The following is a 22,508-nucleotide window of genomic DNA, read 5'->3' as shown; positions in this document are numbered from 1 at the left end:
TGATGCGTATCAACAGCCAAGATAGATCAAGACGGATCGAAAACCAAGGGGCATGTCGGTGTCACCCGGATTTCACCGCTTGGCGCTGGATTGTCCGCCCGGCTCATGGTATGGTGCGGGGCATGGAAGAAATGGAGAAGACCACATTGCGGAAGCGCCTCATGGAGCGCCGCGCCGCCCTGTCCGCCGACGAGGTGGCCCGGGCCAGCGAAGGCGCCGTGTCGCTCATCCGCACCCTGTACGAATGGAAGAACGCCACCGAGGCCTTGCTCTACTGGCCGGTGCGCGGCGAAATCGACCTGCGTCCCCTGGCCGCCGAGCTGTGGCGGCGCGGCTGCCGCGTGCTTTTTCCCCGCTGCCGCCCGGACCGGCCCGGCGAGATGGACCTGGCCTGCGCGGCCTGCGAAGACGAAATGACACCCGGCGCATTCTCCATCCTGGAGCCGGACGCGACCAAGTGTCCGGCCGAAGATTCGTGTCGCCCGCAGATCGCGCTCATTCCCGGCGTGGGCTTTGATCGCCAGGGCAACCGGTTGGGTTTCGGCGGCGGGTACTATGACCGGCTGCTGGCCAGGGACGCCATGCGCGACACTCTGATTGTGGGCGTGGGGCACGAGTTCCAGCTTGTCGATCGGGTCCCCACCCAGCCGTGGGACAAGCCGGTCCACGTAGTCTGCACCGACGAGAACTTATGGCGGCCATAGCTTTTTTCCCTTTTCAGTTCGTGGATGTCCCGCAGGTGGCCTGTGCCTTCACCTCCCGCCAGGGGGGCGTGTCCGAGCCGCCTCACGACTCGGCCAACATCTCCTTCGACGTGAACGACGACCCCGGAGCCGTGGCCGCCAACCGACGGGCGGTCTTCACGCGCATGGGGTTGACCGGCTGGTGTGAACTCAATCAAGTGCACGGCGACGTGATCGACTTTGACCCCACGCCCCATGCGCCCGAGGAGCACGCCACGGCGGACGGCGACGGCATGACCACGGCCGAGCCGGGCCATGGCCTGGTCATCAAGACCGCCGATTGCCAGCCCATCCTGTTGGCTCACCGCTCGGGCCGGTTCGTGGCCGGGCTGCACGCGGGCTGGCGCGGCAACAAGATGGATTTTCCCGGCTCGGGCGTGCGCCGCTTCTGCGAACACTACGGCTTGAAGCCCCGCGACGTCTTTGCCGTGCGCGGTCCGTCCCTGGGCCCGGGCGCGGCCCAGTTCGTCAACTTCCAAACCGACTTCGGCCCCGCGTTCCGCCCCTGGTACGACCCGAAGACCCGGACCATGGACCTCTGGCGGCTGACCCGCGACCAGCTTATGGACGCGGGCGTGCCGGAGAAACAGATCTTCGGCATGGACCTGTGCACCATGACCATGGACGAGACCTTCTTTTCCTACAGGAAGGCGTGCGCCAGCCCGGTGCGGGACACCGGGAGGCAGTGCGGGATTATCTGGATCAGGCCCTAGCCGGGCGGCGTCCGTCCGTTCCCGGCGCATGCATCGCGGCGGCGCCTTCACCCTCGGCGAGACTTTTCCGGAAAAACCCGCTACACCCTCCCCATGAGCCTGCTTGTCAAACTGATCATCATCCTTGGCTTGATTTTTCTAATTCTGGGCCAGTTCACCCGGTCCAAGCAGCAGCGCGCGGCGCGGCGCGACCGGATGACCAACATCCTGCTCATCGTGGTCATCGTCATGCTCGGGATGTCCATTCTGACCAACATCCTGCACCATTAGCCCATGACCCGGCCCGTCTTTCCGCATATTCCCCGGTCGAGCCTCCCCGGCCGGGAAGACGGCCCGTTCGTCCTGGGCATCAATCCATGGATCACCGACTTCGCGGCCTTCAACGTCTGGTCGCGTCCGGCCGGACTGCTCGCCTGCCTGGATATGCTTCGCGCCGCCGGGGCCTCGGTGGCTCTCCTGGATTGCCTGGACCCCACCTGGCGGTCCGACCCCGAGCGCGGCCTCAAGTGGCCCAAGACCGGCAAGTACGGTACTGGCCATTATCCCAAGGAAGCAATCGCCCCGCCCACGCCGCTGGCGTTCATGGACCGCCGCTACTCGCGCTATGGTCTGCCCCGCCAGCGGATCGTCGAGGCCCTGGAGGCCCTCGATCCCGTCCCGGACGCCGTGCTGGTCACGACCATCATGACCTATTGGTACCCGGGCGCGCTGGACATTCTCGACGTCTGCGCGGAACTGTGGCCCGACACTCCGCGTTTCCTTGGCGGCACCTACGCCACCCTGTGCGGAGACCATGCCCGGACCCACGCCAAGGCCCACCTCCTGCAAGGGCCGCTGGAAACATCCGCCAACTGGGCCAGGCTCTGTGACTTGATTGATTTTGATGCCGCACAACCTACCGGGAACAAGGCCCTTTCATTGGCTCTCGACCTTTATGCCGATCCGGCCTATTCCATTCTGCTCGGTTCGCGAGGCTGTCCCTTTCACTGCGAATACTGCGCCAGCCATGCCCTGTATCCCCATTTCCGCCAGGGCGCGCCCAACGCCGTCATGGCAACCATACGGGCGGAGTACGACCGGGGCGTGCGCGATTTCGCCTTTTACGACGACGCGCTGTTGGTCAACCCGGACCGCTGGCTCTGGCCGGTCCTGGATCGCATCGCGGGCTCGGACATGGACTTGCGGCTGCACACGCCCAACGCCATGCACGTGCGCCATCTCACTCCCGAGGTCTGCGCCCGTCTCAAGGCGGCCGGGCTGACCACGGTCCGCCTGGGGCTGGAGACCACGGATTTCGACCATCGTCACGACGTCAAGCTGACCCGCGAACAGTGGGAGGCGGGGGCGAGGAATCTTGTTGCGGCGGGCTTCGATCTCGACGACATCGGCGTGTACATCCTCTTCGGTTTGCCCGGCCAGGACTTGGGCAACGTGGAGCAGGCGGTTCGCCATGTGCGCGGCTATGGGTTCCGTCCTCATTTGGCGCATTACACGCCCATCCCCGGCTCGCCCATGTTCGACACGGCCTGCGCGGCGAGCCCGTACCCCATCGGGGACGAGCCGCTCTTCCAGAATAATTCCATCTGGCCCTGCGTGCCCGGCGGTTTCAACTGGGACGAGGCCAGGCGATGGAAGCAATTGCTCCATGGAGAGGCCGGATAGCGGACGGCGAATTGGACGGGCATTTCCTTGCCCGCCGCGTGTTCTTCAACGAAAAGGCCGCCCCGTGGGCGGCCTTTCTTATCGTCTGATGGCTTGGGAACGCATTTCCCGGAGGCCCTACACGAGCCCCGAAAGATCATACGTGTCGGCCTTCTCTATCTCGACGTCGAGAATCACGCCCGGCTCCAGGCGGGCGTCGGGCGGAGCGCCGACATAGGTCACCCCGTCCACCTCCGGGGCCTGGAACCATGCCCGCCCGACATACAGGCCGGGCCATTCCTCCGACTCCCGTTCGATGACAACGGGCACGGTCTCGCCCACGTATCCTTCCAGGATTTCGGCGCTGATCTCGGCCTGGAGGGCCATGAGCCGGTCGCGGCGGTCCAGCTTGACCGCTTCCGGGACCTGGTCGGCCATGGCGGCCGCGGGCGTGCCTTCCTCGGCCCAATAGGGGAAGACCCCGAGGTGGTGGAACCGGGTGTTGCGGACAAAGTCCATGAGGGTTTGGAAATGATCCTCGGTCTCGCCTGGGTAGCCGACGATGAAGGTGGTGCGCAGGGCGGCCTCGGGGAAGAATTTGCGCACCCGCTCCACGACTTTTTCCGGGTTGCGGGCGAACGGGCGGCCCATGGAACCGAGCACCTCCGGGTGGGCGTGCTGCAAGGGGATGTCGAAATAGGGCAGAAACGGCGCGCCCGTGTCGCGCAGCAGTCCGAGCAGGGATTCGGTCAGCCCGGCGGGGTAGAGGTACATGATGCGCAGCCAGTCGAGGCCGGGAATGGCGGCCAACCCCTTGAACAGGGCGGGCAGGTCGTTGCCCGGGCCGAGGTCCGAGCCGTAGGCCGTGGAATCCTGGCCCACCACGATGATCTCGGGCACTTGTCCGGCCAGCAGCCGGGCTTCGTTCAGGAGGAAATCCACGGGCCAGCTTCTGTGCGGGCCCCGGATGGATGGGATGGTGCAGAATCGGCAGTTGTGGGAGCACCCTTCCGAGACCTTGAGGTAGGCGTATGACGGGCCGGTGGACAGGCTGCGCGGGGTGTCGCCGGACAGCCGGACGTCGAGGGCGCGGGCGGCCATGGCGGGCCATTGCTCGATTTGTTCGGTGTTCAGCCACAGGTCCACTTCGGGCAACTCGCTCTTGAGGTCGTCGCCGTAGCGCGAGACCAGGCATCCGGCCACGCAGAGAAGCGGCCTGCGTCCCGTTTTGGCGAAGGCTTCGGCGGCCTCGCCCACCACATCCAGGATGGTGGCCACGGACTCCTCGATGGCGGGTTGGATGAAGCCGCAGGTGTTGACCAGCACCAGGTCGGCTTCGGCCGCATTGTCCGCCGGGACCATGCGCGGTCCGAGCGCGCCGAGCAGCCGCTCGGTATCCACCCGGTTCTTGGGGCAGCCCAGGCTGACGGTGTATGTTCGCACGGGAGGGGCGGCTTTCGGCATGTCATTTCCTTTGATAACGTTTCCTGAATGGGGTAATCTTCAGTCGGTGCAAAGTCCAGCCCGGACGCGCGCCAACTGAGCATAGGACGGGGAGGAGGTCAAATGATTGAAGGTTCCGTCGTGGACGACAAGCGCTACATTATCGGCGTGATCGGGGATATCCCCGCGCTGCTGGCCTTCTGGGAGATGTTCAAGGATCGGAGCAACGACGAGATCCTCAAGGAAATCGGCGTGGTGGCCGTGGCTCTGCCGGGCGAGGCCGTGCTCCCCGAAGCCCATGATTCGGGCCGCATCATCCCCACCTATGCGGGCTACAAGGCCATGCTGGAGAAGCATCCCGAGATCAACATGGTCATCGAGGCCACGGGCCGACCGAGCCTGGTCTACGAACTGCGCAAATATCTGCCCCCGTCCATCACCCTGGTAGAGCGCGGCGCGGCGCATTTCTTCATCAACCTGCTGGCCTCCAACCGGATGTGGGTGGCCTGCAAGGTGGATCTGTTGCAGACCCAGAACATGCTCAAGACCATCATCGACCAGATGGACCAGGAAATCCTCTTTCTGGACCGGACCGGCAAGGTCCTCGGCATGAACCAGACCGTGCTGGACCGCTCCGGCCTGCCCAAGCGCGTCCTGGAGGGCAAGAGCTACTGCGAGATCTTTTCCCAGTCCGGCGAGAACGAATGCGAGAAGTGGGAGGACCCCTTCGAAAAGACCCTGCGCACCCGCGCTCCCGCCGAGTCCACCACCAGCTTCGTGGACCCCGACGGGCGGGTCCAGTATTTCCGGGTATACACCAGCCCGGTGGCCGACGAGGACGGCGCGATCAACCACGTGGTCGCCATCCGCCGCGACATCACCCATCGCCGGGCCATGGAGAATCGGCTGCAACAGGCGGAGCGGCTGGCCTCCATCGGCGAGCTGTCCACCTACATGGCCCATGAAATCCGCAACCCGCTTTTCTCCATCAGCGGCTTCGCCAATTCGCTCATGCGCGAGAAGGATGTGAGCGACAAGGCGCGCGAGAAACTGTCCATCATCCTGGACGAGTCCCGGCGGCTGGACGAGGTCCTGCGCAGCCTGCTCAATTTCACCCGGCCCACCGAGGCCCGGGTGGCCGAAGTGGACCTGAACGAGGTGGTCTCGGCCACCATGGACGTCATGCAGTTGCCGTGCTCCAACCAGAATGTGGAGCCGCACATCTCCCTGGATGAAGGCATGGCCAAGGTCCACGCCAACCCGGACATGATCAAGCAGTGTCTCATCAATCTCATCAAGAACGGCCTGGAGGCCATGTCCTCGGGCGGCAAGCTGTTCGTGACCACGACCATGAGCCAGGATATGGCCATGCTCGCCGTGGAGGACACCGGCATGGGCATCCCGCTGGACATCCGCGACAAGATCTTCAGTCCGTTTTTCTCCACCAAGGACAAGGGCGTGGGCCTGGGCCTGGCCCAGATTCACAAGATTGTGGGCGAGCTGGGAGGCCGGGTGGACCTGATCTCCATGGAGGGGGTCGGCACCAAGGTGACCCTGTACCTGCCGCCCATCCTGGCGGTTGAAGATTCCGGCGACTCCGCGTAGGTTCGTCCCCCTGAAACACACCACCTCAGGGGGAAGATGTATGGATACCATCGTTCTGGCGACCAACAACAAGGGCAAGATCCGGGAGCTGTCCGTCATGCTCGAGCCCTTCGGGGTGGCCGTGAAGAGCCTGGCCGAATTCCCGGAGATCGGCGATATTCCCGAAACCGGCGAGACCTTTCTGGACAACGCCTTCATCAAGGCGCGCGCCGTGGCCAAGATCACCGGCATGGTGGCCGTGGCCGATGACTCGGGCATCGAGATCGACGCCCTGGGCGGCCGCCCCGGCGTCTACTCCGCGCGCTATGCGGGCGAGCAGCACGACGACCGCGACAACAACGAGAAGATGCTGGCCGAAATGAAGGACGTGCCCGACGACAAACGCACGGGCCGCTACCGCTGCGTCATGGCCGCCTCCGCGCCCAACGGCACGGAGATCCATGCGGACGGGGCCTACGAGATCACCGTCGGCCACGGCTACAAGGGCAAGGGCGGTTTCGGCTATGACGTCATCGTCATCGACCCCGAGTCCGGTCTGCACGTGGCCGAGCTCGACCCCGAGGTCAAGAACGGCCGCTCCCACCGGGGCAAGGCCATGAAGAAGCTGTTGGAGCAGTGGCCCGGGTTTTGGGAGAAAGCCAACAAATAGTTTTGTGATTGCGTTGGGATGCCTCCGGCGGCTGCTCGCCGCAGGGGCGTCTCCGACGGGCAGGGCGCTGCCCTGCACCCGCCAGGGAGCAAAGCCCCCTGGACCCCCCATGTCGCCTTCGGCGAGGTTTGTACGAACGCCCCTCGCCGTGCCGGTTTGCGATTTGCGCAAGAAAAACGACAAACGCCGTGCCATGATCGAATCATGGTGCGGCGTTTTCCTTGCGCAAATCGCGGGGTGTTTTTTGGGGGGGAGGGGGCAGGCGGAATGGCGACGGAGATGAGGGGCTTTGGATTTTAGTTGGAGTTCTTTCCCCAACCCGCTTTTCGAGCTCGCTCCTTAAACAGGAGTCGGTTTATTCCGTTTATTTTAATTGGTTCTCTGCCTGAGCTGGGGGTAAAGGAATTGCCCAAGGGCCTGTTCTTTAGCAAGTCACCGCAGAACTGCTGGCATTGCTGTCGCAAGTTCTGTAGCAAAAATCAAAAGGCAAGTTTGGTGGGTTGTTTGAGAAGAACCTTTCAACAGCCTGAGAGCATGTGTCTCGCCAATTTTGATTAGTGGCCAAAGGAGCAAATTTGAGAACAAGGGGAGGTCGAAATCTCCACACAGTGGATTTTTCCCTACGCGATTTAGCTTACTTAATAAAGTATAGACAACTGATATTTATTTGGTTTATGTGTTTCGGGATGATAAATTATACACTGAGGATATTGTCGTATTACTCATCCTTTTGAATTTGAGGTCCCAATGTCGAACCCGTTTTTACAATTACAAAAAGAAGCCAAGGCCGGTAGGTTAAAAATCAAGAATGTCTTTTCAGAAGAAAACATTCGAAAAATGTTCGGCCATGAGGCGGCTGAAGACGAAGATGTCGCTAGATTGAAAGAGTATTACTTCAAGAATGACATTTATGAACAAGTTGCTGCTGATTTAAAGCTTAGAGTTTTGGTCGGGCATAAAGGGATCGGCAAGTCTGCATTGTTCAAAATTGCGGCAGCTGAAGATGTCGACAAAGGAATTCTTCCCATAGAAATTCAGCCAAACGATGTAGTGGGGATCGGAGAAAATTATGAAGATTTCTTACGTATCATTCGCGATTGGGATAAGGGGTTAAAGGACATAATCGCTGACAAAATCATCAAAAAATTTGCCAAGGACAAGGTCGAAAAGATATCCACAGTCTCATTCCCAACGAATAAGTTAATATCAAGTGTTTTGGATCTGTTAAGAAAAAATGACATTGTCGACAGTTCAAAGAAGGCAATTTTTGATAACTTTGAAAGCAATAAGAGGGTCAATGTTTATATTGATGATCTTGATCGAGGGTGGGAAGGCAAACGAGAAGATATCAGAAGAATTTCTGCGTTATTAAATGCAGTTAGGGATATTAGTAATGAGATGGTCAATGTCCATTTCAAGATATCACTTCGATCTGATGTGTATTATCTTGTTAGAACATCAGATGAATCTACCGATAAAATAGGCGGTTCTGTCATTTGGTATACATGGGAAAGGCATCAAATTCTTGCGCTGCTTGTTAAAAGAGTGGAAACATTTTTTGGTAGGGATGCATCGGAAGTCGACTTAATGGCAATGCATCAATCTCAGATGGCCAATTACCTCAATCCAATTATGACCCAGACTTTCGAAGGAGTCGGTAAGTGGGAAAATGCTCCTGTCTATCGCATCCTGATGTCGTTGGTCAGGAATAGACCAAGAGATTTGGTCATGATTTGTACTCTTGCTGCCAGAAATGCCCGCAAAAAAAATAGGGACAAGATTCTTACAGAAGATTTGCAGGCCATTTTTGAGGATTACTCACTTGAAAGAGTCCAAGATGCTGAAAATGAATTTAAGTCGGAGCTTCCAGACATTCGGCGACTGCTTTTTGCTCTTAAGCCATCAGCAAAAAAAAATCGCAAATACTCGGAGTCGTATGTGTACACAACGAATCAGGTTGAAGCGAAGATTCAAATGGCAATGGCTAAAGAGCCTTTCTTCTTTTCGAATGGCTTGGATCACCCCGCGACTGCAGAGCAATTGCATTATTTCTTGTATAAAATTAATTTTTTAACGGCTCGAAGAAAGAACAAGGATGGTGTGATCGTGCGAAAAACATTTGAAGAGAATAAATATCTCACAGGACGATTCGTTGATTTCGGATTTGGATGGGAGGTACACCCGGCGTATAGGTGGGCTCTTGAGCCGGATGACCACGATATCATATATGAGAGGCTTGAACTAATCGATTTTGAGTAGGAAGGACAAATTTTTGGGGGGAGCTGTATCCATCTGGAGTATATTTTAAACAAATAAGTTTTTTGCTCCAAAGCGTCCGCTTTTAAGCTGAGAAAGGGCCTAGATCGACAACGTGTCAATCAAGGCCTTTATTTTGAAAATTTGCCAATTACCGATGATGCTGTCGCTATGTGGAAATTCGTATCGGAGTTTGGTGCAAAGCTATGACCAACAACTCTACAACGCTTCCCCCCACGTCTGGCCCGACGCAAACGCCCAATGTAAATTGAAGCCGCCCAATATCTCTACGCCGGGCACATCGCGGGCCGCCATGGTTTTGGAGGAGATGCGGGCCGTATCCACGCCGTCGACCGTGACCTCGGCCTTGGCGTAGCCTTCGGCGGCGGACGGTTTTCACGCTGTATTGGGTCTTCCATGGCCAGTCTGGTCCCATGAGCCGTATCCCCCCGGAAATCGAAAGGGGAAATCCTTTCAATTTAGGGGAAATTTTGGCATAGAGCATTCTTTGTGCAACGCCTGATTTTAATCAATTCAGAGGGATTGGATATGACAGTATTGGGAACGGCCAAAACCGCATCGGCAAAGAAAATGATGCTCCTTGGTGGCGGCGAGCTTGGCAAGGAAGTTGTGATCGAAGCGCAGCGTCTCGGCATCGAGACGATTGTGGTCGATCGTTATGAAGATACCCCTGCCATGCAGGTGGCCCACCGCTCTTACACCATGTCCATGTTGGATGGCGACGCGCTTCGCCGGGTCATTACGGAAGAGAAGCCGGACTATATTGTGCCCGAGATCGAGGCTATTGCCACGTCTACTTTGGTCGAGCTGGAAGAAGAGGGATTCAATGTCGTCCCGACCGCCAAGGCGACGAAGCTGACAATGGATCGTGAAGGCATTCGGCGTCTTGCCGCCGAGGAGGTCGGCCTGACCACCTCGCCGTACCGCTTTGCCGATACGGAAGAGGAATACCGGGCGGCAGTGGCTGAAATCGGTATCCCCTGCGTGGTCAAACCCATCATGAGTTCTTCCGGAAAAGGGCAGTCCACGGTGAAAAGCGAGGCTGATATCCAAAAGGCCTGGGATTATTCCCAGTCCGGCGGCCGTACCGGTGAAGGGCGTGTCATCATCGAAAAGTTTATCCCCTTTGATTACGAGATCACCCTGTTGACCGTGCGGCACGTTGATGGAACCTCGTTTTGCGAGCCGATCGGACACCGGCAGGAGAATGGGGATTACCGTGAGTCCTGGCAGCCGCAACCCATGAGCGAGGCGACCCTTGCGAAGGCTCAGGAATATGCCCGCAAGATCACGGACGCTCTCGGTGGACGTGGCCTTTTTGGGGTTGAACTCTTTGTGAAAGATGGTGATGTCATCTTCAGTGAAGTGTCCCCTCGTCCTCACGATACCGGCCTGGTCACTGTCATCTCTCAGGATTTAAGCGAATTCGCCTTGCATGTGAGAGCTGTTTTGGGCTTGCCTATTCCGGGTATCCGGCAATACGGAGCCGCCGCTTCGAGTGTGATTTTATCCAACGGCACCTCGGTCAAGCCCGCCTTTGATGGCCTTGGCGTCGCGCTTCGTGAGGCGGATACAAAGGTTCTGATCTTCGGGAAAGGCGAATGCGCCGGAGTCCGTCGTCTCGGCGTTGCCTTGGCCCTTGCCGACGACGTTGAGACTGCCGTAGAGAAGGCAAAAAGAGTTTCTTCCGCCGTAACTGTTTTGTATTAGCGGCAAGTTAAACCGATTTCATTCAAAGCGTCCGCTTAAGCCAAGGGCCTTGATCGACAACAAGTTGATCAAGGCCCTTGTTTTGATGAGCGGGTAGACCTGTTTTGATTTACGGTTTTGGGCGGCAACCTTAGAGGACGCTTCCGCAAGCGGCACCCGACGCGAACGCCCAATGCAAATTGAAGCCGCCTAAATGGCCGGTCACGTCGAGTGTTTCCCCTATTACATATAATCCGGGCACGTCGCGGGCCGCCATGGTCTTGGAGGAGATGCGGGCCGTGTCCACGCCGCCGACCGTGACTTCGGCCTTGGCGTAGCCCTCGGTGCCGGACGGGGTGATGGCGAAGCGGTGGATGGCCTCGCAGGCCGCCTCGATTTGCGCCTTGGACAGTTGGCTGACCTGCGCCTCGGCCAGGGGGGCGTCCAGGAGCAGGGGCGGTAGCCGTTTGGGCAGGACGCGGGCCAGGAGGTTGCGCAACTGCTGGTTGGAGGCGCGGTTTTCGGTGAGAAAATCCTCCAACGGCAGGCCGGGCAGGAAGTCGATGGTCACGAGTTGGTGCTCACGCCAGTAGCTGGATGCCTGGAGTGCGGCCGGGCCGGACACGCCCCGGTGGGTGAAGAGCAGGGGATCGGTGAAGCGTGCGCCGCCCGTTTCCACTGTGGCGGGCAGGGCGTTGCCCGCCATCTCCGCGCACAGGGCTTGCCGCTTTTTCGGAAAGACCAGCGGCACCAGGCCGGGCCGGGTCGGGGTGAGGGCGAGGCCGAATTGCCCGGCCAGCCGGAAGCCCAGGTCCGTGGCCCCGACCTGCGGCCAGGAAGGGCCGCCCAGGGCCAGCACCAGGCTGTCGCCGGTCACGGTCTCGCCGCCGAACTCCACGGAAAACGGGCCGTTGCCGGATACCTGTCCGATCTCCCGTCCAATCAAAAATTCCACGCCCGTCCGCGTGCAGCGCTCCTGCAGAGCTCCGGCCACCCGGCCCGCGCCTTCGAGCGTGAAGAGCTGGCCGTGGTCGCGCTCCTCAAAAGTGACGCCGTGTTCCCCCAGAAAACCGACCACATCCCACGGCGAGAGCCGGGCCAGGGCGGATTTCACGAAGTGAGGGTTGGCGCAGAGGTAGTGCGAGGGCGAGACGTCCAGATTCGTGAAGTTGCATTTGCCTCCGCCGGACACGCGCACCTTGCGGGCCGTCTTGGCCCCGTGGTCGAGGAGTGCGACCTTGCGTCCGCGCGCTCCGGCGGTCATGGCGCACCACAGGCCCGAGGCCCCGGCTCCGAGGATGATGGCGTCGAATCGGCTCATGGGGCGGTTCTACGGCAAGGGGGCGGGATTGTCACGAAACCGTGTTGACAAAATACCGGGTGGGGCTATGATTTCGGAAGCTGTAACACTCTACCCTGGAGGAAGAAAATGGCTGCCAAGAAAATACTGATGCTGGTCGGCGACTTCGTGGAAGATTACGAGGCCATGGTTCCCTATCAGATGCTCCTGATGGTCGGGCATACGGTCCACACCGTCTGCCCGGGCAAGAAAGCGGGCGAGTTCGTGGCCACGGCTGTGCACGATTTCGAAGGGCACCAGACCTACTCCGAGAAACCGGGCCACAATTTCGGGGTGACCACCACCTTCGAGGAGATCAAGGCCGAGGACTACGACGCCCTGGTCCTCCCCGGCGGCCGCGCCCCGGAATACCTGCGCCTCAACCCGGACGTAATCAAGTGCGTGCAGCACTTCGCCAAGGCGGGCAAGCCCATCGCGGCCGTCTGCCACGGTCCGCAGATCCTGACCGCCGCCGACGTGATCAAGGGCAAGACCTGCACGGCGTATCCCGCGGTCAAGCCCGACATCGACGGCGCCGGGGCCACTTGGTGCGAGGTCAACGCCACGGCCTCCAATGCCTGCGTGGACGGCAACATTGTTACCGCCCCCGCCTGGCCCGCCCATCCCGAGTGGATGCGCGCCTTCCTGAAGGTCCTTGGTTCGACCATCGAACCGTAGCCGCCGTTTTCCGCAAGATGAAACGGCGGCCCGGGGAAATTCCCCGGGCCGCCGCGCTTTTCATCATGCCGGGTTTCTGCTATGAGCAAAACAACAATTGCTTACATACGTGGAGGATGCGAACATGATGGGTTATTTCTGGTTTTTCCTGGGGCTGTTCCTGACCATCGCCGCGCTGGTCATGCTCAAGATCAGCACCCCCAACGAGCACTAGTTTTCGCCGTTCGCGCGGCATGAGGGGAATCGGCCGCGCCGGTTCCCCTTCGTTTTTTGGGAGACGGGAGGAAATCCCGTCTTCCCTGCGCGAAGTACAAGGCAGCCCGCGCCGAAGGCGCAACATGGGATGCAAGGGTGGGAGCCCTTGCCCGCCGGAGGCGAAGTCATCCGACCCTTGCCGCGAAGCGGTATTCCCCTCCTGATTCCCCTTCTTCACTAGGAGAACGCCCAATGATCATCTATTCCTGGAACGTCAACGGCTACCGGGCCGTGCTCAAGAAGGATTTCCGCGACTGGCTGGACGGTTGCGGCGGCGACGTGGTCATGCTTCAGGAGACCAAGGTCGAGCCGGATCAGCTCGCCCCGGAGGAGCGCGAACCCGACTCCTTTTCCAATCACTATTGGAACTGGTCCAAGAAAAAGAAGGGCTATTCCGGCGTGGCCTGCTTCAGCAACCCCGAGCCCCTGGCCTGGGATACCGGACTGCCCGACGAGCGCTTCCGCGACGAGGGCCGCGTGCTGCACCTCGAATACCCGGATTTCCACCTCTTCAACATCTATTTCCCCAACGGCCAGATGTCCGACGAGCGCCTCGATTTCAAGATGGGCTTCTACGACACCTTCCTCGAACACGCCGAAAGCCTGCGCAAGACCAAGCCCATCGTGGTCGGCGGCGATTTCAACACCGCCCACAGGGAAATCGACCTCAAGAACCCCAAGGCAAACAGTGAGCGGTCCGGCTTCCTGCCCGTGGAACGCGCCTGGATCGACAAGTTCATCGAGCACGGTTACGTGGATACCTTCCGGCTGTTCGAGGACGGCCCGCACCACTATTCCTGGTGGTCCTACCGCTTCAACGCCCGCAAGAACAACGCGGGATGGCGTATCGACTACTTCTTTGTGTCCGAGGAACTCAAGGACAAGGTCGTCCGCGCCTGGATCGAACCCGACGTCCTCGGCTCCGACCACTGCCCCATCGGCGTGGAAATCGACGTGTAAAGACGAATCGGGGGAAGGGAGGGGAAAACTTTTTGAGAAAAAGGTTTTCCCCTCCCTTCCCCCGAACCCCCATCCCTCCTCTTTCCCAAACTTTTTGTGTGCCTGCGGCAAGGGCGCGCGTCCTCGTGGGGGCGTGCGTTTTGGTGTTTGTTAAAGTTGTGGTTGAATTATTGGGCGGGGAATTCGGCCAGGGGTGTGTGGATGGCTCCCTCGGGGGCCAGGGTGCTTTGCCAGAGGATGAAACGAGTTACCGTGAAGGGCGGCCATTCGGCGGCACCCGCCGCGTCGAGGACCGCGTTCCAGTCGCCGGGCCCGGGCCTGCGCACCCGGCCAAGGGTCAGGTGCGGACGGAAGGGCTTTTTTTCGCGGGGGATACCGATGCCGGCCAGTGCGTCCTCGATGGATTGGGCCAGGATGGCGCAGGATTCGCTCCCCTGGGTCAGGCCGAGCCAGAGGACCTTCGGGCGTCTCGCGTCAGGGAACGCCCCGGCGGTACCGGGCTGCATGAGGAAGGCGGGGAAATCGACGGCGGCCAGGGCCTTCCGGATGGCTGGAATGCGCGTCTCGTCGGTCTCGCCCAGGAATTTCAGGGTCAGGTGCCAGGTCCCTGGCCGGGACCAGTTGATGCTGGCATCGGTAAGCTCGGAAAGACTTGCTATCAGAGGGGAAAGTGCTTTTCGGTAAGCGTCCGGCAATCCGATGCCGATGAACAGCCTGGGCATGCTCAGCGGCCCTTTTCATCCAGCGCCTGGCCGAAAATGGTCAGGTCGCCGAGGATGTCGGCCATGGCCGCGCGCAAGTCTTCGGGCAGCCCGTCAGCCTCGGCGATGGCCGATAGTTGGTCCGGGTCGATACCGTTTTTCTCGGTCAGTTCCCGCAGATCGTCGAGGGTGATTTCGTCCATGCCGGGAGCATAGACGACAACGCTTCCTCGCGCAACGCGCCGTAAGGAATGCTTCAAAAAGACGCATTCGCTTCAAGCGTATTCCCGAATTTTTTCCCAAGGGGAAAGGGAGGTCCCGCGCCGGTGACGATATCGGGGGGCGGAACCGCCTGGCTCATCGTCTAGGGCACATGCTGTTCGAGGTAGTCGATAACGTCGTTGATGGTGCGCCAAGACTCGGCGTCCTCGTCCCTGACCTCGATGTTGAACTCTTCCTCCAAGGCCAGCAGATACTTGAACCGCTCCAGCGATTCGGGGAGGAGTTCTTCGGCCAACTCGGTTTCCGGGGAGATGGCCTCCCAGTCCAATGCCGTTTCCGAGGTGAGCCCTGCCCGGATGATGTTGAAAATTTCTTTCCGTTCCATGCTATTTCTCCTCTTTCGAGTTGCGGGCCTTTCGGCGGACGGATGCGGCGTATCCGGCCTCCGTGCCGGTATTTCCTCCCTACCCCCGAAGCCGGGCCTTGATCAAGACGGACGCTCCTTCCGGGTCAAAAAAAAGCCGGGCGCATGCCCGGCCTTTTTATGTCTGTGGGTGGGGCTGCCTAGAAATCGTAGCCGAAGGAGTCGACCACGAGCTTGGTGCGGGCCTTGGAGGCCTTCATGCGGGCTTCCAGGCTTTTGACGTACTGGTCGAGGTCCAGTTCGATTTGGGCAACGCCGGTTTCCATGGCGGCCTTGGCCACGGCCGGGGCGAGCCATGTGAGCACGCGCGGGTCCAGCGGTTTGGGGATGATGTAGTCGATGCCGAATTCGAGCTTGTCCACGCCGAAGGCCTCGCAGATATCCTTGGAGACCGGCTCCTTGGCCAGGCGGGCCAGGGCGTCGGCGGCGGCGATTTTCATTTCCTCGTTGATGGTCTTGGCCCGGCAGTCGAGTGCGCCCCGGAAGATGAACGGGAAGCCGAGCACGTTGTTGACCTGGTTGGGGAAATCGGACCGGCCGGTACCCATGATGATGTCCGGGCGCACCTGCTTGACCGCGTCGTAGGTAATTTCCGGGTCCGGGTTTGCGCAGGCGAAGATGATGGCGTTGTCGGCCATGGTCTTGACCATGTCCTGGTTGATGGCATCTTTGACGGACAGCCCCAGGAACATGTCGGCTCCGGCCATGCAGTCGGCCAGCGACCCCTTGTTTTCGGCCTGGGCGTAGGCCTTTTTGAATTCGTTCAGCCCGTCGCGTCCGGCGTGGATCAGGCCCCGCGAATCGAACATGAAGATGTTCTCGCGCTTGACGCCCATGTGCACGTAGAGGTTGGAGCAGGCGATGGCCGCCGCGCCCGCGCCCGAGACCACGATCTTGATCTCGTCGATCTTCTTGCCGGAGATTTCCAGGGCGTTGATGATGCCCGCGGCCGAGATGATGGCCGTGCCGTGCTGGTCGTCGTGGAAGACCGGGATGCCCATTTCCTTTTTCAGGCGGGTCTCGATCTCGAAGCACTCGGGGGCCTTGATGTCTTCCAGGTTGATGCCGCCGAAGGTGGGCTCCAGCAGTTTGCAGAAGGCGACCACCTCGTCCGGGGTCTTGGCCGCGATGTTCAGGTCGTAGACATCGATGTCGGAAAAGATCTTGAACAGGACGCCCTTGCCCTCCATGACCGGCTTGCCCGCTTCGGGACCGATGTTGCCCAGGCCGAGCACGGCGGTGCCGTTGGAGACCACCGCCACCAGATTGCCCTTGTTGGTGTAGTCGTAGACCTTTTCCGTGTCCGCGTGGATGGCGCGGCAGGCTTCGGCCACGCCGGGGCTGTAAGCCATGGACAGGTCCTTCTGATTCCTGCATGGCTTGATGGAAACGACCTCCAGTTTGCCCTTGCGTTTGCTGGAGTGGTAGTTGAGCGCTTCTTCCTTGGTGAACAGTGCCATGATGAGGCCTCCTTCAGTTATGGCCAGTCGTTTTGGGGCGGGAAATGGAACGCGGCCCGTTGCGGCTCGTGATCGGCAACCTTTCCGGCAGACTGGTGTGACCGCAATACAGATGACCAACGGTACGAAGGTTTTTCAATTACAGTCAAGCAGTATCCATCCTTACATGGCAAGGGGTTGCGTATCCTTGGCGGCCTGTTGGTTGAGCGCTCGGTCAAACAGGCCGGTTGGGCTGTTTTTCGTCTTGAGGGGGCAGAGACGCCCTAGGGCATGAGGATGGCCGGGATGGGCACGCCGCGTTCGGCCCAGAAGCGGACCGCACCGGGATGCAGGGGGATGGGCAGGTTGTTGACGGCGGTCTGCGGGCCCATGTCCCGGGACGCGCCGTGGATGGCGCGCAGTTCGTCGAGCCGGGGCTGGGTGAATACGGCCTCGAGGCTGTCGTACACGGCCTGGGCGTCCAGCCCCGCGCGGGCGCACCATAGGGCTGCGTCCTGGAAGGTCTGCACTGGGTCGTCCTGGCCCACATAGGTCCCGGCCGGGATGGTCGCCCGCGAATAGAAGGGATAGAGTTGGTAGAACCCCGAGACCACGGCCGCTTCGTGCAGATTCATCAGGTGTACCGGCTGGTTGCGTGCCACCTCCATGATCGTCGTATTGGGAGCGCTCGTCAGGGTCCAGACCCCGTCAACTGCGCCCGAGGCGAGGTCGGCGAAGGACTCGTCGTATCCCTTGTGCAGGACCGTCAACTTCCCCCGGAGCTTGAGGTGGCGGAAGAATCGTTCGGCCGCCAGGGCCGCGCCCGAACCGGAATTGCCCACGGCAATGGTCTTGCCACGCAGGTCGAGGACCGTGTGGAAGCCCGAGTCCGAGCGCACCACCAACTGGGCCGGCGCCCTGTACAGGAAGGCCATGCTTCGGGCGTCGGCGTATTTCTTGTTGGCGCAGAGCAGGGCGCCCGTGCGTCCCAGAAAGGCGTCGCTCGCATTGACAATGGCCATGTCCGCCCGGTTCGCGCATAGGGCCAGGAGGTTGTCCTTGGAGCCGTTCGACCGCCGGACCTGCACGTGCAGGGAGGGCGCGTCGCGGGTGATCATCTCCGCCATCTTGTCGGTGAAGGCATTGAAGGTGCCCCCGTGCGGGCCGCCGTTCATGATCAGCACTTGAGGGGAGGCCGAAGTCGAAGCAGGCGTGGCGCGAGCGTCGTTCGGTTTTTCCGAGGTACAGCCCAAGGCTGCGGCGGCCAGGCCGCACAGCAGGTACAGAACGGGAAACAAGCGGGGCATTGAACCTCCGGGGCCGGTGGATTCGCGCCGCGCCGGGCGGCGGCGTCCGGATGTTCGAGTTCTTGCCACATGACGTCCGTCAAGACAACGAAGACCGCCCCTGCCCCGCAGATTATAATGTCTTGAGAGTATCGCGTGCGAGGGGGACGGGGAGCGGCCGGCCACTCCCCGTCCCCTAATCGTCGGCTCAGGCCGGGGTCAGGCCGAGGAAGCGCTTGAGCGGCTTGATCCAGATGAAGCTGAGGAACCAGGCGTAGGCGAACACGACCACGGTGATGGCGCTGAACCAGAGGATGATGTCGCGGGTGGGCGCGTCCAGGGAGAAGGCCGGGACATAGGCGAAGAGGAACGGGGCGAGATAGAGGAACTTGGCGAATTTGAACGAGGTGAAGGCGGTGCGCCACATATTGGCCCCGGCGATGGTCGCGCCTGCGAAGGCGGCGATGCACACCGGCGGGGTGATGTTGGAGTCCTGCGAAAGCCAGTAGACGATCATGTGCGCGGCCACTTCGTTGACGCCCAGGTGGGTCAGGGCCGGGACCGCGACCACGGCGGTGATCAGGTAAGCGGCGGTGACGGGCACGCCCATGCCGAGCACCAGCGAGGCCAGGGCGATGAGCAGGATGGTCAGGATCAGGTTGCCGTGGGCCAGTTCGATGACGATGTCGGCAAAGGTCAGGACCAGGCCGGAGTAGGTCAGCACGCCGATGATGACGCCGATGACGCCTACGGTGGCCCCGATTTTCAGGGAATTGATGGTTCCTTCGCGCGAGGCGGCCACGAACGCCCCCAGTTCGGATTTGAGTCCTGCCGGGGTCTGTCCTCGCCAGACGTAGAGCGCGGCCGCCGCGATGAGGCCGTAGAGCAACAGGATGCGGCCGGACAGGTATGGCTTGACCTCGGTCACTGCCTCGGGCCCCGCGGCCTTGCCGACGAGTTTGACCACCCAGGGGCAGAGGACCATGAAGGCCATGACCAGGAGCAGGGTCGGGTCGATGCGCCGCCCTTCGTCCTTGAAGGACAGCCCGATGCAGGCGGCCAGGCCGACGATGGCCGAATAGCCGGGCGAGTAGCCCGCGAGCATGAAGATGGTGATCAGGATGAGCGGCAGGGTGTAGGGCCACTCCTTGCGCAGGATGTCCATGGCCCCGGCCTTGTGGCGCTCACCGACGATGTTGTTCTTCTTGGCCTCGTAATGGACCATGACGAAGACCGAGAAGAAATACATGAGGGCCGGGAAGATGGCCACGAGCATGATGTGGGAATAGGGCAGGCCGGTCATTTCGGCCATGATGAAACCGCCCGCGCCCATGATCGGGGGCATGAACATGCCGCCGATGGATGCGGCGGGTTCGATGCCGCCCGCCACGTGGGGCTTGAATCCCGCTTTTTTCATCATCGGGATGGTGAAGGTGCCGGTGGACACGGTGTTGGCGATGGCCGAGCCCGAGATGGACCCGAACAGCCCCGAGGCGATGACCGAGACCTTGGCCGGGCCGCCTATCTTGTGGCCCACGGCGGCCAGGGGGAAGTCGATGAAAAACCGCTGAGCCCCGCACTTTTCCAGGAAGGCCCCGAAGAGCACGAACAGGATGATGTAGGTGGCCAGCACGTTGGCCATGATGCCGAACACGCCGTCCGAACGGTAGAAGATGGAGGTGCACAAGTCCGGAAAGCTCGCGCCCGCGTGGGCGATGAGCTCGGGCATGTGCGCGCCGTACATGCCGAACAGGAGCATGAGGACGCCGATGACGACGAAGATGTTGCCGACCACCCGACGGGCCAGCTCGATGCCCAGCAGCACGCCGATCATGGCCATGGTCTTGTCCATGCCGTTCTCCATGCCCGTGCGGTAATTGATGGCCTCGAAATTGAGGATCCAATACCCCACCGAGACGAGGGATGCGAGCATGAGCAGGTAGTCCACGGCCCGCATGATCCTGCTTCTGGACTTGTTCAGGAGAAAGACGAGGATGTACGTGATGATCACGTATATGCCCCGGTGGAACTGGGTCGCCGCCGGTTCGAAGATGGCCGACCAGGAATAGAACAGGACCATGGCCACCGACAGGAAGTCGAAGAGGTATTGTTCGAATCTGTTTAATTTGTCGTACATTGCGCGCTCTCGGCTGTCCCGCCGGGACAGCGGTTGAAAATGTGCCGCGCCGCGGAGACGGACCGGGCGGCGAACGCCCATGGCGGGAGATCGGCCGGGCCGAGCGAGGCGGATCGGTTTCATGCGCGCGGCCCGGCGGGCGGGATCGGAGTCCGCCGGGCGCGCGATGCGGGCGGACCGTGCGGCCCGCCCGTGCACGATGTCGGGAGCGGGGGCCTACTTCAGGACGCCCATTTCCTTCCAGAACTTCACCGCACCGGGGTGCAGGGGCGTGGCGGCCGGGTTTATGCCCTTGAGGCCGTCGGCCACGCTCATGGCCTTGAACGTCTTCTTCTGTTCGACCATGTGCTTCAGGCCCGCTTCGGACCAGACGGCCTTGAGGAGTTGATAGACGTCCTCGGCGGGCACGTCGGCGTTGGCCACGAGCAGCGCGGAATCGAAGAAAGAGGGGGTGTCGTGATCCACCCCGCGGTAGGTGCCCGCCGGGATGGTCAGCTTGCCGAAGTAGGGGTAGGCCGCGTAATAGCCGGAGTTCTCGGCATCCGCCCCGACGTCCACCAGGTCGATGTCGTTGGTCTGGGCGGCCATGATGACGGCCCCGGACGGGTAGGCGGTCAGCAGCCAGAAGGCGTCGAGCTGCTCGTTGCCGAAGGCCTGGGCCGCGTCGTTGTAGCCCATGGCGTTGCGCTCGATCTTGTCCCAGATGCCCAGGTGGGTGAAGAACCGTTCGCAGTTGGCGAACGCGCCGGAACCGGCGTTGCCCACGCCGACTTTTTTCCCGGCCAGGTCCTTGGCAGAGGCGATGCCCGACCCCTTGCGGACGACCAACTGGGCGGGCGCGCCATAGAGATAGCCCACGGTCAGGATGTTCTCGTACTTGTTCGGATCGCCGGTCAACTTGCCGTTACGGCCGAGATAGACCTCGCCCGCGTACACGGTGCCGAAGGCGCAACGGCCCGCATTGACCGTGCGCAGGTTCTCGGTGGAGCCGCCCGAGGACTGGGCCTTGATGGAAAAGTCGGGATTGTCTTTGATGGGACCGAAGACCTGGATGGCGTTGGCGACGATCTGGAAGGTGCCGCCCGCCGGACCGCCGCCGAAGACATAGCGTTTTTTGGCGTGCGCTTCGAAAGACATGCCGAAAACTAGGGCAAGGGCAAAGACCAGGATGTAAATCCGTTTCATGTTTCCTCCTAAGGAACCACAGAAGTTAATAAGGACCGCAACTTTTTACCGTCCCCGCAGTGCGTGGGCGGCAAGACACACCCCCGGGGGAAGGCTATTCCACCCGGTATCCCCTTGTCGCACAGAATGACGGATAATTCAATGTCGTTTTCCGGTAATGCCGCTCTCTCTGCCTGAATTAACTATCTTTTACATAACCAGTTCTTATGTCCCCGAGGCCGGGAACGCGGGGCCGGCGCCTGCGGCGGCGCGCAACGGGCGTTTTGACATCCCCGGCCGGTGTGGTACATGCCTCGTCGTCAATGCCCAAGGAGGGTATCCATGCTGGATGAACTCGTGGTGGTCCTGTTCCGCCCCAAATACCCGGAGAATATCGGCTCCGCCGCCCGCGCCTGCCTGAACATGGGCGTGTCCCGTCTGGTGGTGGTCGATCCGTACAACTTCAATATGGACAAGGCCCTGCCCCTGGCCACGGTCCACGCCCGGCACATCCTGGAGTCGGCGCGTATCGTGGACACTCTGGCCCAGGCCGTGGAGGGCTGCACCGCGATTTTCGGCACCACGGCCCGCACCGGGGGCTGGCGAAAGGGGATCATGAGTCCCGAGACCCTGGCGAACGTGGTGGACGAGCGGCTGCGCACGGGCGGCCGGGTGGCCGTGGTCTTCGGTCCCGAGGACAAGGGGCTGACCAACGAGGAGACCGCCGTTTGCTCCGGGTTGATGACCATCCCCACCAATCGCGAGGGCACTTCCCTGAACCTGGCCCAAGCGGTGGTCGTGGTCCTGTACGAATGCTTCAAGCGCTCCCTGGCCGCCCCCCTCGTGGCGGATGGCCCGCCCGAGGAGCGCCCGACCACGGTCAAGGAACAGGAAGCCCTGTTCTCCAATCTCCAGGAAACCCTGCTGGCCATCGACTTCCTCAAGGACGACAACCCGGACTACTGGATGCTCCCGGTGCGCCGGTTCTTCAGCAAGATCAACTTGAAGCGCAACGAGTTCAACCTGCTCATGGGTGTCTGCCGCCAGGTACGCTGGTTTGTGGACAAGTATGGCCCGAGGGGCGGGGGCGGCGCGCGCTGACGCGCCCGGTTCGTGCGTTGGCCGAACGAAAACGCCCTGTCC

20 protein-coding genes are annotated in these 22,508 nt (G+C 61.0%); 11 read left to right on the top strand and 9 right to left on the bottom strand.

The window, feature by feature from the left end:
• The first annotated feature begins 122 nt into the window (after positions 1-122).
• The 4 genes from J0909_RS10735 to J0909_RS10720 all read left to right on the top strand — a co-directional run bounded on the left by J0909_RS10735 (position 123) and on the right by J0909_RS10720 (position 3,118).
• Positions 123-704, top strand: a complete 582-nt coding sequence (locus J0909_RS10735) for a 5-formyltetrahydrofolate cyclo-ligase (RefSeq protein ID WP_207262738.1) — start codon at positions 123-125, stop codon at positions 702-704.
• Positions 692-1,456: a purine nucleoside phosphorylase YfiH/LACC1 family protein gene (locus J0909_RS10730; RefSeq protein ID WP_207262737.1), complete on the top strand. Its 765-nt coding sequence runs from the start codon at positions 692-694 to the stop codon at positions 1,454-1,456. Before J0909_RS10735 ends, J0909_RS10730 begins: the two co-directional genes overlap by 13 nt.
• A gap of 93 nt (positions 1,457-1,549) precedes the next feature.
• Complete coding sequence (locus tag J0909_RS10725; protein ID WP_207262736.1) at positions 1,550-1,726, top strand: hypothetical protein; 177 nt, start codon at positions 1,550-1,552, stop codon at positions 1,724-1,726.
• A gap of 3 nt (positions 1,727-1,729) precedes the next feature.
• On the top strand, positions 1,730-3,118 hold the full coding sequence (locus tag J0909_RS10720) for a B12-binding domain-containing radical SAM protein (protein ID WP_207262734.1): 1,389 nt from the start codon (positions 1,730-1,732) through the stop codon (positions 3,116-3,118).
• Between the two features lie 117 nt (positions 3,119-3,235).
• Here the strand turns inward: J0909_RS10720 and rimO are convergent, their stop codons facing one another.
• On the bottom strand, positions 3,236-4,561 hold the full coding sequence (gene rimO / locus J0909_RS10715; protein WP_207262732.1) for a 30S ribosomal protein S12 methylthiotransferase RimO: 1,326 nt from the start codon (positions 4,559-4,561) through the stop codon (positions 3,236-3,238).
• Positions 4,562-4,663: 102 nt separating this feature from the next.
• On the opposite strand from rimO, the gene J0909_RS10710 reads away from it, so the two are divergent.
• The 4 genes from J0909_RS10710 to purT all read left to right on the top strand — a co-directional run bounded on the left by J0909_RS10710 (position 4,664) and on the right by purT (position 10,781).
• Entirely contained in the window at positions 4,664-6,145 is a 1,482-nt protein-coding gene (locus J0909_RS10710; RefSeq protein WP_207262730.1) for a two-component system sensor histidine kinase NtrB, read from the top strand.
• Between the two features lie 40 nt (positions 6,146-6,185).
• Positions 6,186-6,794 (top strand): RdgB/HAM1 family non-canonical purine NTP pyrophosphatase, encoded by a 609-nt coding sequence (gene rdgB, locus J0909_RS10705; protein WP_207262729.1) that lies wholly within the window; start codon positions 6,186-6,188, stop codon positions 6,792-6,794.
• Between the two features lie 747 nt (positions 6,795-7,541).
• Positions 7,542-9,053, top strand: coding sequence for a P-loop ATPase, Sll1717 family (locus tag J0909_RS10700; RefSeq protein ID WP_207262728.1), 1,512 nt, complete (start codon positions 7,542-7,544; stop codon positions 9,051-9,053).
• Positions 9,054-9,599: 546 nt separating this feature from the next.
• Complete coding sequence (gene purT / locus J0909_RS10690; protein ID WP_207262727.1) at positions 9,600-10,781, top strand: formate-dependent phosphoribosylglycinamide formyltransferase; 1,182 nt, start codon at positions 9,600-9,602, stop codon at positions 10,779-10,781.
• A gap of 130 nt (positions 10,782-10,911) precedes the next feature.
• Here the strand turns inward: purT and J0909_RS10685 are convergent, their stop codons facing one another.
• The gene (locus tag J0909_RS10685; RefSeq protein WP_207262726.1) at positions 10,912-12,081 is read right to left on the bottom strand and encodes an aminoacetone oxidase family FAD-binding enzyme; all 1,170 of its coding nucleotides are present in this window, start codon (positions 12,079-12,081) and stop codon (positions 10,912-10,914) included.
• A gap of 108 nt (positions 12,082-12,189) precedes the next feature.
• On the opposite strand from J0909_RS10685, the gene J0909_RS10680 reads away from it, so the two are divergent.
• Together J0909_RS10680 and J0909_RS10675 are read left to right on the top strand one after the other, a co-directional pair.
• Positions 12,190-12,777 (top strand): DJ-1/PfpI family protein, encoded by a 588-nt coding sequence (locus tag J0909_RS10680; protein ID WP_207262725.1) that lies wholly within the window; start codon positions 12,190-12,192, stop codon positions 12,775-12,777.
• Between the two features lie 447 nt (positions 12,778-13,224).
• Positions 13,225-13,992 carry an exodeoxyribonuclease III gene (locus J0909_RS10675; protein WP_207262724.1) on the top strand — a complete coding sequence of 256 codons (768 nt, stop codon included), beginning with the start codon at positions 13,225-13,227 and terminating at the stop codon, positions 13,990-13,992.
• A gap of 167 nt (positions 13,993-14,159) precedes the next feature.
• On the opposite strand, the gene thpR is transcribed toward J0909_RS10675, so the two are convergent.
• The 7 genes from thpR to J0909_RS10640 all read right to left on the bottom strand — a co-directional run bounded on the left by thpR (position 14,160) and on the right by J0909_RS10640 (position 21,386).
• On the bottom strand, positions 14,160-14,714 hold the full coding sequence (gene thpR / locus J0909_RS10670) for an RNA 2',3'-cyclic phosphodiesterase (RefSeq protein ID WP_207262723.1): 555 nt from the start codon (positions 14,712-14,714) through the stop codon (positions 14,160-14,162).
• Positions 14,715-14,716: 2 nt separating this feature from the next.
• On the bottom strand, positions 14,717-14,896 hold the full coding sequence (locus J0909_RS10665) for a hypothetical protein (protein ID WP_207262721.1): 180 nt from the start codon (positions 14,894-14,896) through the stop codon (positions 14,717-14,719).
• Positions 14,897-15,057: 161 nt separating this feature from the next.
• Positions 15,058-15,300, bottom strand: coding sequence for a phosphopantetheine-binding protein (locus tag J0909_RS10660; RefSeq protein WP_207262719.1), 243 nt, complete (start codon positions 15,298-15,300; stop codon positions 15,058-15,060).
• 179 nt (positions 15,301-15,479) lie between these two features.
• Complete coding sequence (locus J0909_RS10655) at positions 15,480-16,799, bottom strand: malic enzyme-like NAD(P)-binding protein (RefSeq protein WP_207262717.1); 1,320 nt, start codon at positions 16,797-16,799, stop codon at positions 15,480-15,482.
• Between the two features lie 263 nt (positions 16,800-17,062).
• Positions 17,063-18,085 (bottom strand): TAXI family TRAP transporter solute-binding subunit, encoded by a 1,023-nt coding sequence (locus J0909_RS10650; RefSeq protein WP_207262715.1) that lies wholly within the window; start codon positions 18,083-18,085, stop codon positions 17,063-17,065.
• Between the two features lie 187 nt (positions 18,086-18,272).
• Complete coding sequence (locus J0909_RS10645; protein WP_207262713.1) at positions 18,273-20,201, bottom strand: TRAP transporter permease; 1,929 nt, start codon at positions 20,199-20,201, stop codon at positions 18,273-18,275.
• A gap of 216 nt (positions 20,202-20,417) precedes the next feature.
• Positions 20,418-21,386, bottom strand: coding sequence for a TAXI family TRAP transporter solute-binding subunit (locus tag J0909_RS10640; protein ID WP_207262711.1), 969 nt, complete (start codon positions 21,384-21,386; stop codon positions 20,418-20,420).
• A gap of 321 nt (positions 21,387-21,707) precedes the next feature.
• On the opposite strand from J0909_RS10640, the gene J0909_RS10635 reads away from it, so the two are divergent.
• Positions 21,708-22,466 (top strand): RNA methyltransferase, encoded by a 759-nt coding sequence (locus tag J0909_RS10635; RefSeq protein WP_207262709.1) that lies wholly within the window; start codon positions 21,708-21,710, stop codon positions 22,464-22,466.
• Positions 22,467-22,508: the final 42 nt, after the last annotated feature.

Origin of the sequence: Desulfovibrio sp. Huiquan2017, from assembly GCF_017351175.1 — a bacterium.
Classification (GTDB): domain Bacteria; phylum Desulfobacterota; class Desulfovibrionia; order Desulfovibrionales; family Desulfovibrionaceae; genus Pseudodesulfovibrio.
Note: the sequence above shows the minus strand (reverse complement) of the source record. Positions and strands in the feature narration are given on the sequence as shown.

What these genes read in the sequence shown, in the direction of transcription:
- J0909_RS10735 (WP_207262738.1), top strand. Translation starts at nt 123, where the DNA reads ATGGAAGAAATGGAGAAGACCACATTGCGGAAGCGCCTCATGGAGCGC.
- J0909_RS10730 (WP_207262737.1), top strand. Translation starts at nt 692, where the DNA reads ATGGCGGCCATAGCTTTTTTCCCTTTTCAGTTCGTGGATGTCCCGCAG.
- J0909_RS10725 (WP_207262736.1), top strand. Translation starts at nt 1,550, where the DNA reads ATGAGCCTGCTTGTCAAACTGATCATCATCCTTGGCTTGATTTTTCTA.
- J0909_RS10720 (WP_207262734.1), top strand. Translation starts at nt 1,730, where the DNA reads ATGACCCGGCCCGTCTTTCCGCATATTCCCCGGTCGAGCCTCCCCGGC.
- rimO (WP_207262732.1), bottom strand. Translation starts at nt 4,561, where the DNA reads ATGCCGAAAGCCGCCCCTCCCGTGCGAACATACACCGTCAGCCTGGGC.
- J0909_RS10710 (WP_207262730.1), top strand. Translation starts at nt 4,664, where the DNA reads ATGATTGAAGGTTCCGTCGTGGACGACAAGCGCTACATTATCGGCGTG.
- rdgB (WP_207262729.1), top strand. Translation starts at nt 6,186, where the DNA reads ATGGATACCATCGTTCTGGCGACCAACAACAAGGGCAAGATCCGGGAG.
- J0909_RS10700 (WP_207262728.1), top strand. Translation starts at nt 7,542, where the DNA reads ATGTCGAACCCGTTTTTACAATTACAAAAAGAAGCCAAGGCCGGTAGG.
- purT (WP_207262727.1), top strand. Translation starts at nt 9,600, where the DNA reads ATGACAGTATTGGGAACGGCCAAAACCGCATCGGCAAAGAAAATGATG.
- J0909_RS10685 (WP_207262726.1), bottom strand. Translation starts at nt 12,081, where the DNA reads ATGAGCCGATTCGACGCCATCATCCTCGGAGCCGGGGCCTCGGGCCTG.
- J0909_RS10680 (WP_207262725.1), top strand. Translation starts at nt 12,190, where the DNA reads ATGGCTGCCAAGAAAATACTGATGCTGGTCGGCGACTTCGTGGAAGAT.
- J0909_RS10675 (WP_207262724.1), top strand. Translation starts at nt 13,225, where the DNA reads ATGATCATCTATTCCTGGAACGTCAACGGCTACCGGGCCGTGCTCAAG.
- thpR (WP_207262723.1), bottom strand. Translation starts at nt 14,714, where the DNA reads ATGCCCAGGCTGTTCATCGGCATCGGATTGCCGGACGCTTACCGAAAA.
- J0909_RS10665 (WP_207262721.1), bottom strand. Translation starts at nt 14,896, where the DNA reads ATGGACGAAATCACCCTCGACGATCTGCGGGAACTGACCGAGAAAAAC.
- J0909_RS10660 (WP_207262719.1), bottom strand. Translation starts at nt 15,300, where the DNA reads ATGGAACGGAAAGAAATTTTCAACATCATCCGGGCAGGGCTCACCTCG.
- J0909_RS10655 (WP_207262717.1), bottom strand. Translation starts at nt 16,799, where the DNA reads ATGGCACTGTTCACCAAGGAAGAAGCGCTCAACTACCACTCCAGCAAA.
- J0909_RS10650 (WP_207262715.1), bottom strand. Translation starts at nt 18,085, where the DNA reads ATGCCCCGCTTGTTTCCCGTTCTGTACCTGCTGTGCGGCCTGGCCGCC.
- J0909_RS10645 (WP_207262713.1), bottom strand. Translation starts at nt 20,201, where the DNA reads ATGTACGACAAATTAAACAGATTCGAACAATACCTCTTCGACTTCCTG.
- J0909_RS10640 (WP_207262711.1), bottom strand. Translation starts at nt 21,386, where the DNA reads ATGAAACGGATTTACATCCTGGTCTTTGCCCTTGCCCTAGTTTTCGGC.
- J0909_RS10635 (WP_207262709.1), top strand. Translation starts at nt 21,708, where the DNA reads ATGCTGGATGAACTCGTGGTGGTCCTGTTCCGCCCCAAATACCCGGAG.